The 14,372-nt window shown below is 39.9% G+C and carries 12 protein-coding genes; 11 read left to right on the top strand and 1 reads right to left on the bottom strand.

From position 1 onward, the window contains the following. Positions 1-10 precede the first annotated feature (10 nt). Positions 11-772 (top strand): ABC transporter ATP-binding protein, encoded by a 762-nt coding sequence (locus AUF14_RS20365; protein WP_048720073.1) that lies wholly within the window; start codon positions 11-13, stop codon positions 770-772. Positions 773-774: 2 nt separating this feature from the next. Beyond that, positions 775-2,763: an ABC transporter permease gene (locus AUF14_RS20360; protein ID WP_102866609.1), complete on the top strand. Its 1,989-nt coding sequence runs from the start codon at positions 775-777 to the stop codon at positions 2,761-2,763. Positions 2,764-2,987: 224 nt separating this feature from the next. Here the strand turns inward: AUF14_RS20360 and AUF14_RS20355 are convergent, their stop codons facing one another. After that, complete coding sequence (locus AUF14_RS20355) at positions 2,988-4,148, bottom strand: cation diffusion facilitator family transporter (RefSeq protein WP_102866608.1); 1,161 nt, start codon at positions 4,146-4,148, stop codon at positions 2,988-2,990. 232 nt (positions 4,149-4,380) lie between these two features. Between AUF14_RS20355 and AUF14_RS20350 the strand changes: the two genes are divergently transcribed. The 9 genes from AUF14_RS20350 to AUF14_RS20310 all read left to right on the top strand — a co-directional run bounded on the left by AUF14_RS20350 (position 4,381) and on the right by AUF14_RS20310 (position 14,331). Then, entirely contained in the window at positions 4,381-4,734 is a 354-nt protein-coding gene (locus tag AUF14_RS20350) for a hypothetical protein (protein ID WP_016178342.1), read from the top strand. A gap of 562 nt (positions 4,735-5,296) precedes the next feature. Beyond that, a complete protein-coding gene (locus AUF14_RS20345) occupies positions 5,297-7,243 on the top strand; it encodes a glucosaminidase domain-containing protein (RefSeq protein ID WP_102866607.1) in 1,947 nt (648 codons plus the stop codon). Positions 7,244-7,469: 226 nt separating this feature from the next. After that, the gene (locus tag AUF14_RS20340) at positions 7,470-8,048 is read left to right on the top strand and encodes a TetR/AcrR family transcriptional regulator (RefSeq protein ID WP_048719097.1); all 579 of its coding nucleotides are present in this window, start codon (positions 7,470-7,472) and stop codon (positions 8,046-8,048) included. Between the two features lie 142 nt (positions 8,049-8,190). Further along, positions 8,191-9,531: an aldehyde dehydrogenase family protein gene (locus AUF14_RS20335; protein WP_102866606.1), complete on the top strand. Its 1,341-nt coding sequence runs from the start codon at positions 8,191-8,193 to the stop codon at positions 9,529-9,531. Positions 9,532-9,540: 9 nt separating this feature from the next. Continuing rightward, positions 9,541-10,431, top strand: a complete 891-nt coding sequence (locus AUF14_RS20330) for a phosphate acyltransferase (RefSeq protein ID WP_102866605.1) — start codon at positions 9,541-9,543, stop codon at positions 10,429-10,431. A gap of 5 nt (positions 10,432-10,436) precedes the next feature. Beyond that, positions 10,437-11,507: a butyrate kinase gene (buk, locus tag AUF14_RS20325; protein ID WP_102866604.1), complete on the top strand. Its 1,071-nt coding sequence runs from the start codon at positions 10,437-10,439 to the stop codon at positions 11,505-11,507. Between the two features lie 42 nt (positions 11,508-11,549). Next, complete coding sequence (locus AUF14_RS20320) at positions 11,550-12,668, top strand: NAD(P)-dependent alcohol dehydrogenase (protein ID WP_102866603.1); 1,119 nt, start codon at positions 11,550-11,552, stop codon at positions 12,666-12,668. 14 nt (positions 12,669-12,682) lie between these two features. Further along, positions 12,683-13,357, top strand: a complete 675-nt coding sequence (locus tag AUF14_RS20315) for an Mpv17/PMP22 family protein (protein WP_102866602.1) — start codon at positions 12,683-12,685, stop codon at positions 13,355-13,357. 137 nt (positions 13,358-13,494) lie between these two features. Further along, positions 13,495-14,331 carry a GNAT family N-acetyltransferase gene (locus AUF14_RS20310; protein ID WP_102866601.1) on the top strand — a complete coding sequence of 279 codons (837 nt, stop codon included), beginning with the start codon at positions 13,495-13,497 and terminating at the stop codon, positions 14,329-14,331. Positions 14,332-14,372: the final 41 nt, after the last annotated feature.

Here is a 14,372-nt window from a genome sequence, read left to right as displayed (position 1 = left end):
GGAATTCACAATGAATGAACTATTAAAAGTTGAGAATATCAAAAAGATTTATCAAACCCAGTTCAAGGGGATGCCTGTTGAAGCATTAAGAAGTATTGATCTATCTGTTGACAAGGGCGATTACGTAGCGATTATGGGCGAATCCGGGTCTGGTAAAAGCACCTTATTGAACTTAATCGCAACCTTGGATAAGCCTTCTTCTGGAACGATCTTATTGGACGGGATGGATCTGAATACCATCAAGGAAAAAAATGCGGCCGCTTTTCGCCGAGATCATTTAGGCTTTGTGTTTCAAGATTTTAATTTACTAGACACATTTTCAGTCAAAGATAACATTTTATTGCCGTTAGTTTTGTCTCGCATGCCAGTTAAGCAACTGATGGGGGAACTTAAACCAGTAGTTAAGGCCTTAGGCATCGAAAAATTATTAGAAAAGTATCCTTATGAGCTTTCAGGCGGTCAAAAGCAGCGAGTTGCAGTGGCTAGAGCGATCATTACCAATCCAGATTTATTGTTAGCGGATGAACCAACAGGGGCATTAGATTCTAAAACCTCTGAACAGCTGCTGCAAATTTTCCAACGTTTGAATTTCAATGGTCAGACGATTTTAATGGTAACTCACAGTTCGATTGCGGCCAGCCATGCCAAACGCGTCCTCTTTATCAAAGATGGACAGGTCTATCATCAACTTTATCGTGGGAACAAGGATAATTATGAGTTTTTAGAAACAATCAATGAAACGCTGACAGCCTTGTTATCGAAGGAGGCTTAAATATGTTTTATCTAAAATTAGCCTCTACAAATTTAAAGAAGAATCATCGCGGATATCTGCCTTTTCTTATTTCAATGCTGTTTCTAGTCGCTATTAATACAATGACACAGGTAATTGTAAATAATGAAGGGATGCGCGCGCTGCCTGGCGGCGGTTCTGCTAGTTCGATGTTTGGATTAGGTCATATCGTTATTATGATTTTTACTGTGATCTTTTCATTTTATACGAATAGTTTTTTACTCAAGCAGCGAAAAAAAGAACTAGGCCTCTACAATATTCTCGGCTTAGGAAAACGCGAACTGTATCAGCTAATGATTTGGGAAAGCTTCCTCAGCTTTTTCATTGTGCTGATCACTGGTTTAATTACCGGAGTTGTTTTATCAAAGCTAGCTTTTCTAGTCTTGCGTCGACTGATCAGCGTCGGGAATGAGTTTGTTTTTCAGCTGTTACCTGAGAGCCTTGGATTTGTTTTCCTGCTGTTTCTTGGAATTTTCTTCTTGCTGCTGCTAATCAATTGCTGGCAAATCAAAAAGACCAACCCTATTTCGCTTCTGCATGGAAGCAAAAAGGGAGAACAGGAACCAAAAGCACGTTGGATCATCGCTATTTTGGGTTTGGTCTTTTTAGGAAGCGGCTATGGGATCGCGGTTACAATTGATTCTCCGATAAGTGCCTTAACGCTGTTTTTTGTTGCCATTATTTTGGTAATTCTTGGAACCTACTGCTTATTTATGGCAGGAAGTATTGCTTTATTGAAGCTGCTAAAAAGGAATGAACGATTCTATTATAAGACGAATCATTTCATTTCAATCTCAAGTATGATGCATCGAATGAAGCAAAATGCAGCGGGCTTAGCCAGCATTTGTATTCTATCAACAATGGTTCTAGTAACAGCAGCGACTACTGGCAGTCTGTTCTTTGGACAAAAGGATGTTGAAAATACACGCTATCCACGTGACGTGATGATTTCAACAGTTCAGCAGCCAGAGAAAGTGAAAGCTGCAATCGAAGCAGTTAGTGCTGAAAAACAAGCGCCGATTACTAAACAGGTCTACCTGACTTCGACCAAAAGTATCATGTTTCAACCAAAAAATGGCAACTATCAGCTGACACCATTGGAGGATTTTTACAACTCAAAATCAGCAACGATCGCTTTAATTAGTTTTATGACTGCTCAAGAGTATGCAAAGCACACAGATGAAACAGTGAATTTGAAGGATGACGAAATTTATTTCTATCCAGTTAGCGGTGATGTTGACGGAAATCAGCTGAAGCTTGAGGATCAGAAGTTTAAAATCAAAAAGCGCATCAATAAATTTCCTGGAATTAATCAACAGATCGAGCTAACGGACTCCTTTGTAGTCATATTAGCCAATCAGTCAATTTTAGAGCAGTGTTTGTCTGACTGGTTTCCGAAAAAAGCAGTTGCCGCAGAAAATTATCCTGAATACAACTTTATGTTCAACACTGACCTAAAGGGAGAAAAAAATCAACTTGATTTTGCTCAAACATTGCGTAATCAACTAAATCAACAGCTGGGTGACTCTCAAGTTAGGATTGTTGACAAATATACATTTGTGTCTGAGAACAAGATATTTACCGGCGGCTTCTTCTTTTTAGGAATCATTTTCGGAGCAACCTTTATTTTAGCAACAGCCTTGATTATCTACTACAAGCAAATCTCTGAAGGAATAGATGATCGAGAACGCTTTGAAATTTTACAGAAGGTGGGAATGAGTCATCGTGAAGTTAAAAAGGTTATCCGCAGTCAAGTGATGATGGTATTTTCTTTTCCATTGGTTGTGGCTGTCATCCATCTAGGATTTGCCTTTCCTTTAATTAAGAAGCTGTTGGTTCTGTTTGGGCTGGTAAACTGGAAGCTGTTTCTGCTTGTTTGTGTTATCGTGACAGTGATCTTTGCCATCTTGTATTTTGTAGTTTATCGTTTAACCGCGCGAAGCTACTATCAACTTGTTGAACGGAAAAGCTAAAAGAAAGAGCTGATCTAAAAGTCTAAAAGACTTTTGGATCAGCTCCTTTTCACAATTAAACAGCGGCTCATAAGTAGCATCGGCGGAAAATAAGCCGAAAATTCATAAATTTTACGAAGCATTGAGTGTACCACTTACTATCAGTTCCTAAGTCACTGTGTTTCTTTTCGGGATTTTCTGCTTATTTCCTGACACTGAATAGTTATGACTCAGACTCTTCTTGCTTACAATAAATAGGTTCGATCAAAGGTAATACTTAGCTTTGCAGGTCCGCTTTGGCTGATAAAGCATTCGCTGATTTGATCCTGCAACTGTGAATTTGTGACCTTTTTTAAGTCTTCAGGCACTACTAAATCAAAATAGATGGTCTCTGGTGTGGTCGTCTTATCAACACGCAGATCGTGAAAACGCAAATGCTGATGAATATCCTTTAAAATCCTTTTTAGTTCTGGAGCAATCCGCTTAAAGTCAGGATCATCAATTGGGTAGGGATCAAGATGACAGACTAAATCAACCCCCAAGTTCTGCTTCACATCATATTCGATCGCATCAATCACTTCATGAGCATGTGGCAAACTCCAATCTTGATTGACCTCAATATGGACAGAGGCAAAAACACTATTTGGTCCATAGCTATGAATCAGCAGATCATGATAGCCGATGATGTCTGGGTAATTATCCAAATGCTTGCGGATCGCTAAAACTTCTTCTTCGCGCGGTCGAACTCCCATTAAATCATTAATGAAGCTCATAATCATTTTGACTCCTGAATAAATAATATATAAAGCGATCAGAAAGCCAATATACCCATCAATGCGCCAGCCGCTGAACCATTCGATAATTGCGGAGATCAGCACGGCGATCGTAGTGTAAACATCGTTAATACTATCTTGAGCAGTAGCCTTTAAAGTATCAGAATTAATTTCACGACCTAATCTCCGATACATAAAGGATTGCCAAAACTTCATTAAGATAGATAATATCAAAACAATATAAACGATGGGGGAGAGCAAAACACTGCTGGGATGTAGAATTTTGATAAAAGAACTATCCAAAAAACGAATCCCAACATAGGTGACCAAGATCGAAATGACAAATCCACTGATATACTCAAAACGTTCATGGCCATAAGGATGGTCTTCATCCGCTGGTTTTCCAGCAATTTTGAAACCAGCAAGGGTGATAACCGAAGAAGCAGTATCCGAGAGATTGTTCATCGCGTCCGCCATGATCGAGACACTACCTGAAAGTGAACCGATAAAGAACTTGGCGAGAAAGAGAAGCAGATTCGAAAGTAATCCTAAAATTCCACCTAAGATCCCAACACTGGTTCTTCTATTTCCCTTCCAACGACTTGTAATTTTATTTATTAAAAAATTTAGCATAACACTCATCCTTATCAATCAATTATTACTAGTATAACCGAAAAAAGTGAGAGAAAGAAACTAAATCCATCAGCAAGAATTAAAAGTAAACCTTAAATATTTGCAGTTTACTTTTAATAACGATCTATTTTCGAAGTTTTTTAATAAGATTTTTGCAAATATCTCAGCTAATTAAAATGTAAACACTTTATAATTGTTTATGTAAGAGGATTCAAAAATGGGAGGTATGAGTATGGAGAATCAAGTAGACATAACATTATGGAAGATTCAAACAAGTAATGTAGTCACAGCACTGGAAGATTTCATTGAAGACTGGAAAGCTTCAAGAAATAGTGATCTTGATGAATATTTGCGGAGCTACCCAGGTTACTTCCAAAGTGACGAACCCACCCGTGAAGCAATTCGTCTAGTCCTGAATTATGCTAAAGAGCTGATGGACGGAAAACGTGATAGTGTTGGATTTTATGAAAATAAAATTTGGCGGACCGAAAGCGGCGAAAGTGTTCGAATGACTCATTTCCACGAACGTTCAATTTCGAAGTTAATGCAGAAAATTATCAAAGATAAAGAAAAAGCCAATATTTAAGAAAAGAAGGACCTAAATAGCCTGTGCTATTAGGTTCTTTTTATGCAGTCTTGTTCAATGATCTCTGCAGCTTTGACACTGTGTTGTCAGTAATTCTATTTGTTTAGATACTGAGCGCTTATCAATTAAAAACGGTGTCTTAAGTAAGTTAACCTCATCAATAGATCTCGGATTATCATTTTTATTGATGTTTCGAGATTTATCTTTATTTTCGCGTATATTATATTAATAAAATGATTATTTACACAAATTACACAACACACTTTTTTAGAATTTTATTAAAATAAACATTTTATTCGCAATTGAATCTTCATTGAATAACCATTTATTGCATTTAGTAAAATATGCAATTTGTGAACGAATTAGACTGATTTATCAAGCTTTATAAACTAATGAACAGATAAAAAGGTAGCCATTTTATCCTGCACGTTGATAATATTGAAGATTTTATGAACTCTGGCTTAGACTTTAGACAGGTTCTTAAATTAATGATATTATAGTAAGTAATTAAGGAAATTAATTATATGTGAAAATATATTTATATTAGAAATGAGGTATAGAGATGAAGTACAATAAAATTGTAAGTCTATTAGCGCTGGGTAGTCTTTTTGGTCCAACTCTATTGGCTTCACAACAAGCTTTCGCTGAAGAAAGTAGTACTGTTGCAAGCAATTCAGCTGCGACTTCATCAAGTCAACAAACGACAGAAAGCTCGAGTACAGGAGAAACCGGGAGCTCTGAAGCGCCTGATCCGACTCCAACCGAACCAACTCCTGAACCAGCGAAACAATATAATTTATTAGCGAATGGTAGTCCAATCGCAAACAATACAGTCGCTGATGCAAACGGCAACCAAATTAGCTTCCAATATACATCGAATGAAGGCTTAGTTGCTGGTACAACCGTTCATTACGTTGTGTCATTGGTAAAAGGCTATACACTAAAAGAAGTAAAGATTATTAATACTACCACACAAGCAATTGTTTCAACGAGTGGAAATATCAATGGTCAATTCCCAATGCCTGATTCAGATGTATCTATCCAGTTTGAAGTGACTCCTGTGAAGGAGGAAGCAAAACCAACACCAACGCCAAAACCAGCAGAAAAACCGAGCGGCAATACAGGGAATTCAAACAGTGGAAATAAGGATAAACCAGCAAGCAATCCGTCAAGTACCACCAATTCCGCTGGAAATTCATCAGCAGCAAATCAAGAACAGCAAGCAGCACGTCAACCAGAGGAAGCAGCAGCGGATGTTCGTATTCCATCAAATCAAAATGCACCAACCTTCAGTAATGAGGTTCAAACGGCAATCGTTCAAGAGGCATACCGCCATCTTGGAAAGCCTTATGTTTGGGGAGCTAAAGGTCCGAATGCTTTTGACTGTTCAGGGCTTGCTTATGTTGTATATGCCAATGCGACTGGTCATAATATCGGCGGCTGGACAGGGGATCAGCAATACGCGGGAACGCAAATTCCTGTCAGTGAAGCACAGCCTGGTGATCTGCTATTTTGGGGAGCACCAACGAGTGTGACGACTCACGTTGCGATCTATATCGGTAATGGTCAATATATCCATGCACCACAACCTGGCGACGTCGTAAAAATCGGTAGTATCGCTGATTTTTCGCCAACCTTTGCTCTTCGTGTAAATGTCGCCGGTCTGCCAAAAGCAACGGGCTCTTTATCCAATGCATTTGGACAATATAGTACAAATCAACCATTTATTTTTAATAAAAATCAAACAACCGATCAGTTCATCAAGAAAATCGGAGAAACATCTCGTGAAATCGGGCAAAAGAACGGCATTTATTCATCAGTAATGATTGCCCAAGCGATTTTGGAAAGTGGTTCAGGTAATAGTTCACTAGCCAGCGAACCAAATTATAACTTGTTTGGTATTAAAGGCAAGTTCAAGGATCAAGGCGTGACATTCCAAACGTTGGAACAGGATAAAGATGGTGCAAGCTTCCAAATTACTTCTGAGTTTAGAAAATATCCTTCCTATAAAGAATCATTGGAAGATTATGCTAAGCTGATCAAAAAAGGAATTTCAGGCAATGCTGACTTCTACAAGGCAACTTGGAAAGATCAAACCGAATCTTATAAAGACGCGACGGAACATCTACAAGGACGCTATGCAACAGATAAACAATATGCAGAGAAACTAAATGCAATCATCAAAGCCTATGATTTAACGGAATTTGATCACGCTAAAGAAACCAAAGAAAAAACGCCTGGACCTGAAAGCACAGTAACGAAAGCAAAATTTGATGTGAATGATCAGATCCAATCAAAATTAATTGCTAGTATTATAAACAGTCCACGAATTCCACAAGTGATGTCAACGAAGCATTTTGTTAATCTTTTCCGCGGTGAAAGTCTAATTGCGTTAGCTGCGACAGCTTTGCCAACGAAGAAGATTCAAACGGAAACTATTCCTACCGCTTCATCGATCTATGTTACTTTAAGTAGTGGCTTATTGGCGGTTATCCCCCCAATGAAATAATTTTTTCAAACCAGAGACTGCCAAGTGAAAAACTTGGCGGTTTTTTTCTTTTAAAAATGCTCGAATTATGTGAAAATGGAATCGTATTCTTTTTCTCACGAATTAAACTAATAAAGAAAAATTTCACAAGAGAGAGGATTTCGTGAAATTTATCAATGATTTCAAAAAAATTAAAAATAGGACTGAATGAATCAATTTTTGTTTTTTTAAAGCAGGAGAGATGACAATGAAACGGAAGCAAGAGAGTTTATTAACAAAGCAGCGATTACTGGAAACCGCCTTTCAAAATTTCTATGAAGTTGGATTTGAGAATACTTCATTAGATAAAATATCCAAAGATGCACACGTTAGTCGAGGTGCTGCTTACTGGCATTTTAAGAATAAATCAGAAATTTTTGGTGAAGTCGTTTTAATGACGATTGAGAAAATCAAGACTGAAAAACGCGGGATCATGTTAGATGAAGAGATGAGTTTTCAAGAAAAAGTCGTGGAAATATTGATGGTTCCGTCGCAAAACCAGATGGGCTTCAAGTTTATGCAGCAATCTTTAAAAACGTTAGAGGTCTATCCAGAATTTGCCGAGCTGCTTGAAACTTTTCGCGAAACACGCGCGCGACTGTATAACTTCTTTTTAGCTGGTTTAGTGGAAGAGGGATTAGAGGAAAATGATGCCATGGCTGTTTCTAGTATGCTTTATAATTATTTCGAAGGAATGTATGGTTCAGGAACTCCTGATGAAGTTACAAAAAATTACACTGCCGAGGCTATTAGACGTAGTATTTCGATTATTTTTAAAAACGCTTAAAAAAAAGAAGAACTTGTTTGCATCAGCATTTTGCGAACAAGTTCTTTTTTTCACGAAATTGACAGCGCTTTCATAACTTAGGTATATTGAGGCTGTAAGAAACATACACTCATGTATGTAAAAATGAAAGGGGCTTAAGGAAATGGCAATGGAGGAAATGGTACAACGGGCACGTGTCGCAATGGAAGAAATCAGCGGATACACTCAGGCAGAAGTAGATAAGATGCTTTATGCAATTTCTAAGGCAGTTTTTGAACAAGCAGAACCATTGGCCAAGTTAGCAATTGAAGAAACAGGGTTGGGACGACTGGATCATAAAATCGGAAAAAACCAAGGTATGGCCACCAATATTTTTGCGAGTTTGAAGAATAAGGCTTCTGTTGGCGTGATTCGAGAAATACCTGAAGAAGGTCTAGTAGAAATCGCGCATCCAAGAGGCGTGATCGGTTCGGTTACGCCAACAACCAATCCGACAATTACCCCTTTAGGTAACGGCTTGATGGCCCTTAAAGGAAAAAATGCCATGATCGTATCGCCGCATCCTCGTTCGAAAAAGACAACAAAAGAAACCATTGAGCTGATGCGAGAAGCTTTAGTCAGCGTTGGAGCACCTAGAGATTTGCTACAGGTAATTGAAGAACCGAGCATCGAATTGTCGCAAGAATTGATGAAATCTGTTGATTTGATTGTTGCAACGGGAGGCCCTGGCTTAGTGAAGTCAGCTTATTCCAGCGGACATCCCGCATACGGTGTTGGCCCAGGAAATGTACAAGCGATTTTGGATCGTGATTTTGATGTAGAAGTAGCCGCGGAGCTTTCAGTTATTGGTCGCTCCTTTGATAACGGGATTGTCTGTGCGTGTCAACAAAGCCTATTTTATCCGCAAGAAAAAGAAATCGAAGTTCTTGACGCATTACGTGCAAAGCAAGCGGCGGTCTTCACTGAGGAAGCGGATTTAACGAAATTACGTGATACTTTATTCATCGATGGCAAAGCTAATCCAGCAATGATTGGGCAAGATCCGCAGGTGATCGCTGAGGCAGCCGGCGTTGAAATTCCAGAGGATAGTCAGATCATCGCAGTCAAAGTTGACGCAGTTGGCAGCGAAGAATTGTTCTGTAAGGAAAAAATGGCCCCTGTACTCGCATTGAAAAGTTACGATGACTTTGAAGAAGGAGTAGCATTTGCCCAGGAAAATCTTTTATTAGAAGGCTCCGGTCATTCAGCAGGCCTATTCAGCCATAGTAAAGAACATAAACTTTATGCAGGAGAAGTTTTGCCAGTCAGTCGCTTAGTTGTTAATCAGCCAACGATTGATGCAGGAGGCTCTCCAGCAAATGGCCTGAACCCAACTGTTTCACTTGGCTGCGGGTCATGGGGGAACAATATTATTTCTGAAAATTTGACCTATACCCACTTGATTAATATTTCGCGAATCGCGGTGCCGATCACGCCTAAACATGATGGAAACCCTTGGGATTAGGTGATCTTCATGCAAAAATTTGATGAATTACTCTCAAACTTTACTAGCGTTCAAAAAATCCGGATCGGGGTAGTCTGTGCCAATGACGAAATAACGGTTCAGTCGGTTTTTAATGAAAAAGTCAAAGAGTATCTCGAACCGATTTTAATTGGCGATGTGATCAAGATTCAAACCATTTTGGCGCAACATAATTTTTCAGCACAAGTTGTCCCAGCAGAAACAGAAGAAGAATGCGCAGCGATTGGTGTGAAGATGGCCAAAAATAATGAGCTCGATTTTCTGATGAAGGGGCATCTTCAGACACGGACATTTTTGAAGGCAGTTGTCGATCGTGAAAAGGGAATTGCCACTAGCAAGTTATTGAGTCATGTGACACTAAATGAGATCCCCGCCTATCACAAGCTGCTGCTGACAACAGATGGCGGGATGGTAACTTCGCCCAGTAAAGAAGAAAAAAAAATTTTGATTCAGCATGGGATCGAAGTGATGAATAAAATTGGTGTTGCTAAACCGAAAGTTGGTTTGTTAGCTGCGGCGGAAAAGGTCAATCCGAAAATCACTTCTAGCGTAGAGGCAGAGGAAATTATGCAGGAGTTGCAGAACGAAGCGCCAGATAGTTGTTGGATCGACGGCCCGATTTCGCTAGATCTTTCGTTAAGTAAGGAAGTTGCAAGAATCAAACACTACGAAAGTCCTGTCGCAGGTGATGCGGACATCGTAGTAGGGCCTGATATTACCACCATGAACGTTCTTGGCAAGAGCTTAACGATCCTAGCCGGTGCAAAAATGGCTGGGTTAATTATGGGCGCCAGCGTACCGATCGTGATGGTATCAAGAGGGTCAACAGAGGAAGAAAAAGCCTATTCGATTTTAGTCGCGATGTATTGCAGCAAGAGGTGAAGCAGATGAAAATTTTAGCAATTAACCCCGGATCGACATCTACCAAGGTTTCTTATTATGTGGATGGTGAGATTATCAAAGAACAGGGAATCTCGCATTCAACAGAGGAATTGCAGAAATTTCAAAATGTCGTAGATCAAATAGAATTTCGCCGAGATATTTTATTGGCGTTTATGAAAAAAGAAGGAATTGCTCCTAAGGAATTAGACGCTGTAGCTGGTCGAGGAGGAAGTCTTCCGCCTGTTTCCTCCGGTGCCTACGAAGTAAATGACGACATGATCTATTACTTGAAGAACGTCACACAAATTGAACATCCCTCAAATTTGGGGGCAATTTTAGCTCATGAAATTAAAGAACAAGGCAGTGAAAAGACCATCGCACTAATCTACGACCCCGTATCAGTGGACGAGTTTGAAGAGGTGGCTCGTATCTCTGGCTTGAAGGGGATCGAACGCAAAAGTATTGGTCACGCCTTGAACATGCGAGCAGTGGCTATGAAAGTTGCACGTGAGGAAGGGCTTGATTATCAGCATTCAACATTGATTGTCGCTCATTTAGGAGGTGGAAACACAATCAGTATTCATTACAAAGGGAAAATGATTGATTTAATCTCTGATGATGAGGGGCCATTCTCAACGGAGCGTACAGGTGGTTTACCGTTGAAATATTTAATGCCGCTGTGCTACGAGCATAGCTTAAAAGAGATGCTGCGACTTTATAAACGTGAAGGCGGTTTGAAATCGTATGCTGGAACCAGCAACGCAAAAGAAATCGAAGAACGCATTCTGGCTGGAGATGAAGAACTAAAAATTGTTTATGACGCCTACATTTACCAGATCGCTAAAGGCATAGGAAGCTTAGCCACAGTTACCAATGGTTTAGTCGATCGGATCGCTTTGACTGGTGGGGTAGCTTATTCAAAGATCGTCGTAACAGAATTAGAAAAACGGGTCGGTTTTATCGCACCAATCGTAGCAGTACCAGGGGAACACGAAATGATCGCTTTATCAAAAGGCGCAGAGCGGGTTGTACTAGGAGAAGAAGAAATGAAGGAATTTGTCAGTCCAAACGTCTAAATAAATCAATAATATGTTTTTAATAAGAAAGGGGCAGCAAGAATGAAAATCAAAGCGGCATTAGTAAAGGAAAAAGGGGCGCCATACGAAATTACAGAACTGGAATTGGCAGAAGTAGGTTCAAAGGATGTATTGGTGAAAATTGTCGCCTCTGGATTGTGTCGTTCAGATTACGGTGAAAGAAACGGGAATAGTATTAATTTTCCAAATGTTTTAGGACATGAAGGCGCCGGGATCGTTGAAAAAGTCGGCAATGCGGTGACCTCCGTAGAGCCAGGAGATCATGTGATTCTGTCTTACGCTTATTGCGGTGAATGCAAGCATTGTGTCGAAGGTCATCCGTCTTCTTGTGAGAAGTGGTTTACGGTCAACAACCTTGGAAAAAATCCGCGGGGAGAGTTCATTTTGCACACGGAGGATGGCACTGAGGTCAATAACTTCTTCAATCAATCTTCTTTCTCTACGTATAGTTTGACTGAGGAGTCAAATGTTGTGAAGGTGGATAAGGATGTCGATTTGCGTCTGCTTGGTCCTTTGGGCTGTGGACTTGGTACCGGAAGTGGCGCAGTCTTAAGTGTCTTACAGCCAAAAGTAGGTGAAGGGATTGCTGTTTTTGGTACCGGTGCAGTCGGCTTTTCAGCAGTTATGGCTGCGAAAATTGCTGGTTGTTATCCGATTGTCGCGATTGATATTAACGATCAACGTTTAGAAAACGCAAAGGAACTAGGCGCCAGTCACATCTTTAACAGCAAAGAAGACGATCCTGAACAATTTATCAAGGATTTAACAGATGGTCGCGGCTTGGATTATGTGATTGATTCGACCGGTGTTGGACCTGTCATGACGAAGGCCCTTCGTTCAGTAAGCAATTCAGGAACCTTCGTACCACTAGCGGTGACTCAGAAAAATTTTGAAGTAAATACCTTCTTTGATTTAGTTTTTGGGAACAAAAAAGTTCGCGGTGTCTTGATTGGTGATACTATCGCAAAATATCATTTGCCAAATTTAATCGAGTTTTACAAACGCGGTGAATTTCCATTTGACCAATTTGTTAAATATTATGATTTTGAAAACATCAATCAAGCCGAAGCTGATTCTATCAGCGGAGAAGTAATCAAAGCTGTTGTCGTGATGGATAAAGATTATCAGCCGCCTAAATGATTGGAGGAGATTAAATGAAAAGAGGGGACATTGTTTGGGGGCTTTTGCTGGCGAGCTTGTTAGTGCTTTTCGTTATTCCTGCGACTAGAGATTCTATCTTAGCAGCCAGCTCTGCCCACCCTTATATTGGCGGCTTCGTGCAATTTTCAATATTAGCGACGATGGGGGATCTCTTTGGAAAGCGGATTGCTTCTGGCGACTATCATTTTTCTGCTCAGGTTCTTCTACGAGCGATTGTTTGGGGGATCATTGGCTGTATGGTAACGCTGGTTTTTCCAGTATTCATGGGAGGCGCTGGTTTAGCACAGGCTGGGAAATTGCTGCCTTTTGCTGGCGTTTCGTTGGCACAAGCTTTTTGTGGAAGCAGTATTATGAATCTTACCTTTGCGCCAGCGATGAATACGTTTCATCGTATTATGGAGCTATGGATCGAAACAGCAGCTGCAAAAGAACCCGTGACTCTGAAGGGATTGATTGGCAAAATTGATTGGACAGCTTTTGTAACCTTCAATTGGCTGAAAGTTGGCATTTGTTTCTGGATTCCAGTCCACACGATCGTATTTCTGCTTCCTGAGAATATTCGAGTTGTGGTGGCTGCCTTCAGTTCGATCGCATTAGGGATCATCCTCTCATTTGCTTCTAAAAAAGGCAGCAGTCCAACAAAAATATCAGAGGAAGAAGCCATCTAATTCTATTACTAGAAAAAGCCGTCTCGATCCTGCGAGATGGCTTTTTTGTCATGCTAAGAAACTCCTCATTTTAATTTACATAAAACGGTTACATGATATGCTGAAATTAATCAAATGGTCAAGAAAGGGGTAATAGGATGTATGAAATCAAGGATTTATCAGAGGTAGAGTTTTCGATAATCGCTATCTGTATGCGGGAAGCATTTTCTGATTATTATGTAAAAATGGAGTTGAGTGATGAGGCTCTCTATCATCGTTTTAAGAGTGAAAATGTTCGTTATGATTTATCCTGTGGAGCTTTTTTTGAGGGTGAGTTAGTGGCCGTCTTACTAAATGCAGTGGGCGAATACAATGGGGAAAAGGTTGCCTTCGATGCTGCAACCGGTGTTGTGCCAGCCCATCGTCGCAAAGGACTGTATTCAAAAATGATGGATTATTGCCGACAATTATTGAAACAGTATAACTTTGCCTATTATGGTTTGGAAGTGATTCAAACCAATAAACCCGCAGTGGCAACGTATCGTAAAATGGGCTTGGAGATCATTAAAGAATATGCGTGTTTTCGAGGAAATGCAAAAGAATCAATGAAGGGGACAGAAAACTTTCAAGAACTGCCTATTACTGAGTTTCCGTTAGAATCACTAGAACCACTGAGACATGATACGCCTTCTTTTGAAAATCGAATAGAGATTCTGCAGAATTTTCCAGATGATTATCGAATTATGTATACTGGCAATGAGAAAGAGTGCAATGCTTTTATTATTTATCAAAAAGATAGTGGGCAGGTAAAGCAGTGGGGAAGACGCGAAGGGAGAATTTCAGAGTTAGGAGAATTAATGGTCAATTTGAGCGAACGCTATCAAGACGTTCGTTTGCATAATATCAATTTTACGGATCAATTGTGGATCAAAAAAATGGATGAATTGGGTTTTGATCATTTTTGCGATCAGTTTGAAATGAAAATGGACTGTTGAAAGGACAAGGGGTTGCGGCAACGTCAACTTCTTCGAGAAAT

Origin of the sequence: Enterococcus avium (genome assembly GCF_002891025.1) — a bacterium.
In the GTDB taxonomy this organism is placed as follows: Bacteria; Bacillota; Bacilli; order Lactobacillales; family Enterococcaceae; genus Enterococcus_A; species Enterococcus_A avium.
The sequence above is the reverse complement of the archived record's forward strand: the minus strand, read 5'-3'. Positions and strand labels throughout refer to the sequence as shown.

Coding starts and splice junctions, on each gene's coding strand:
- AUF14_RS20320 (WP_102866603.1), top strand. CDS start 11,550: ATGAAAATCAAAGCGGCATTAGTAAAGGAAAAAGGGGCGCCATACGAA.
- AUF14_RS20360 (WP_102866609.1), top strand. CDS start 775: ATGTTTTATCTAAAATTAGCCTCTACAAATTTAAAGAAGAATCATCGC.
- AUF14_RS20330 (WP_102866605.1), top strand. CDS start 9,541: ATGCAAAAATTTGATGAATTACTCTCAAACTTTACTAGCGTTCAAAAA.
- AUF14_RS20340 (WP_048719097.1), top strand. CDS start 7,470: ATGAAACGGAAGCAAGAGAGTTTATTAACAAAGCAGCGATTACTGGAA.
- AUF14_RS20315 (WP_102866602.1), top strand. CDS start 12,683: ATGAAAAGAGGGGACATTGTTTGGGGGCTTTTGCTGGCGAGCTTGTTA.
- AUF14_RS20345 (WP_102866607.1), top strand. CDS start 5,297: ATGAAGTACAATAAAATTGTAAGTCTATTAGCGCTGGGTAGTCTTTTT.
- AUF14_RS20350 (WP_016178342.1), top strand. CDS start 4,381: ATGGAGAATCAAGTAGACATAACATTATGGAAGATTCAAACAAGTAAT.
- AUF14_RS20310 (WP_102866601.1), top strand. CDS start 13,495: ATGTATGAAATCAAGGATTTATCAGAGGTAGAGTTTTCGATAATCGCT.
- AUF14_RS20335 (WP_102866606.1), top strand. CDS start 8,191: ATGGCAATGGAGGAAATGGTACAACGGGCACGTGTCGCAATGGAAGAA.
- AUF14_RS20355 (WP_102866608.1), bottom strand. CDS start 4,148: ATGCTAAATTTTTTAATAAATAAAATTACAAGTCGTTGGAAGGGAAAT.
- buk (WP_102866604.1), top strand. CDS start 10,437: ATGAAAATTTTAGCAATTAACCCCGGATCGACATCTACCAAGGTTTCT.
- AUF14_RS20365 (WP_048720073.1), top strand. CDS start 11: ATGAATGAACTATTAAAAGTTGAGAATATCAAAAAGATTTATCAAACC.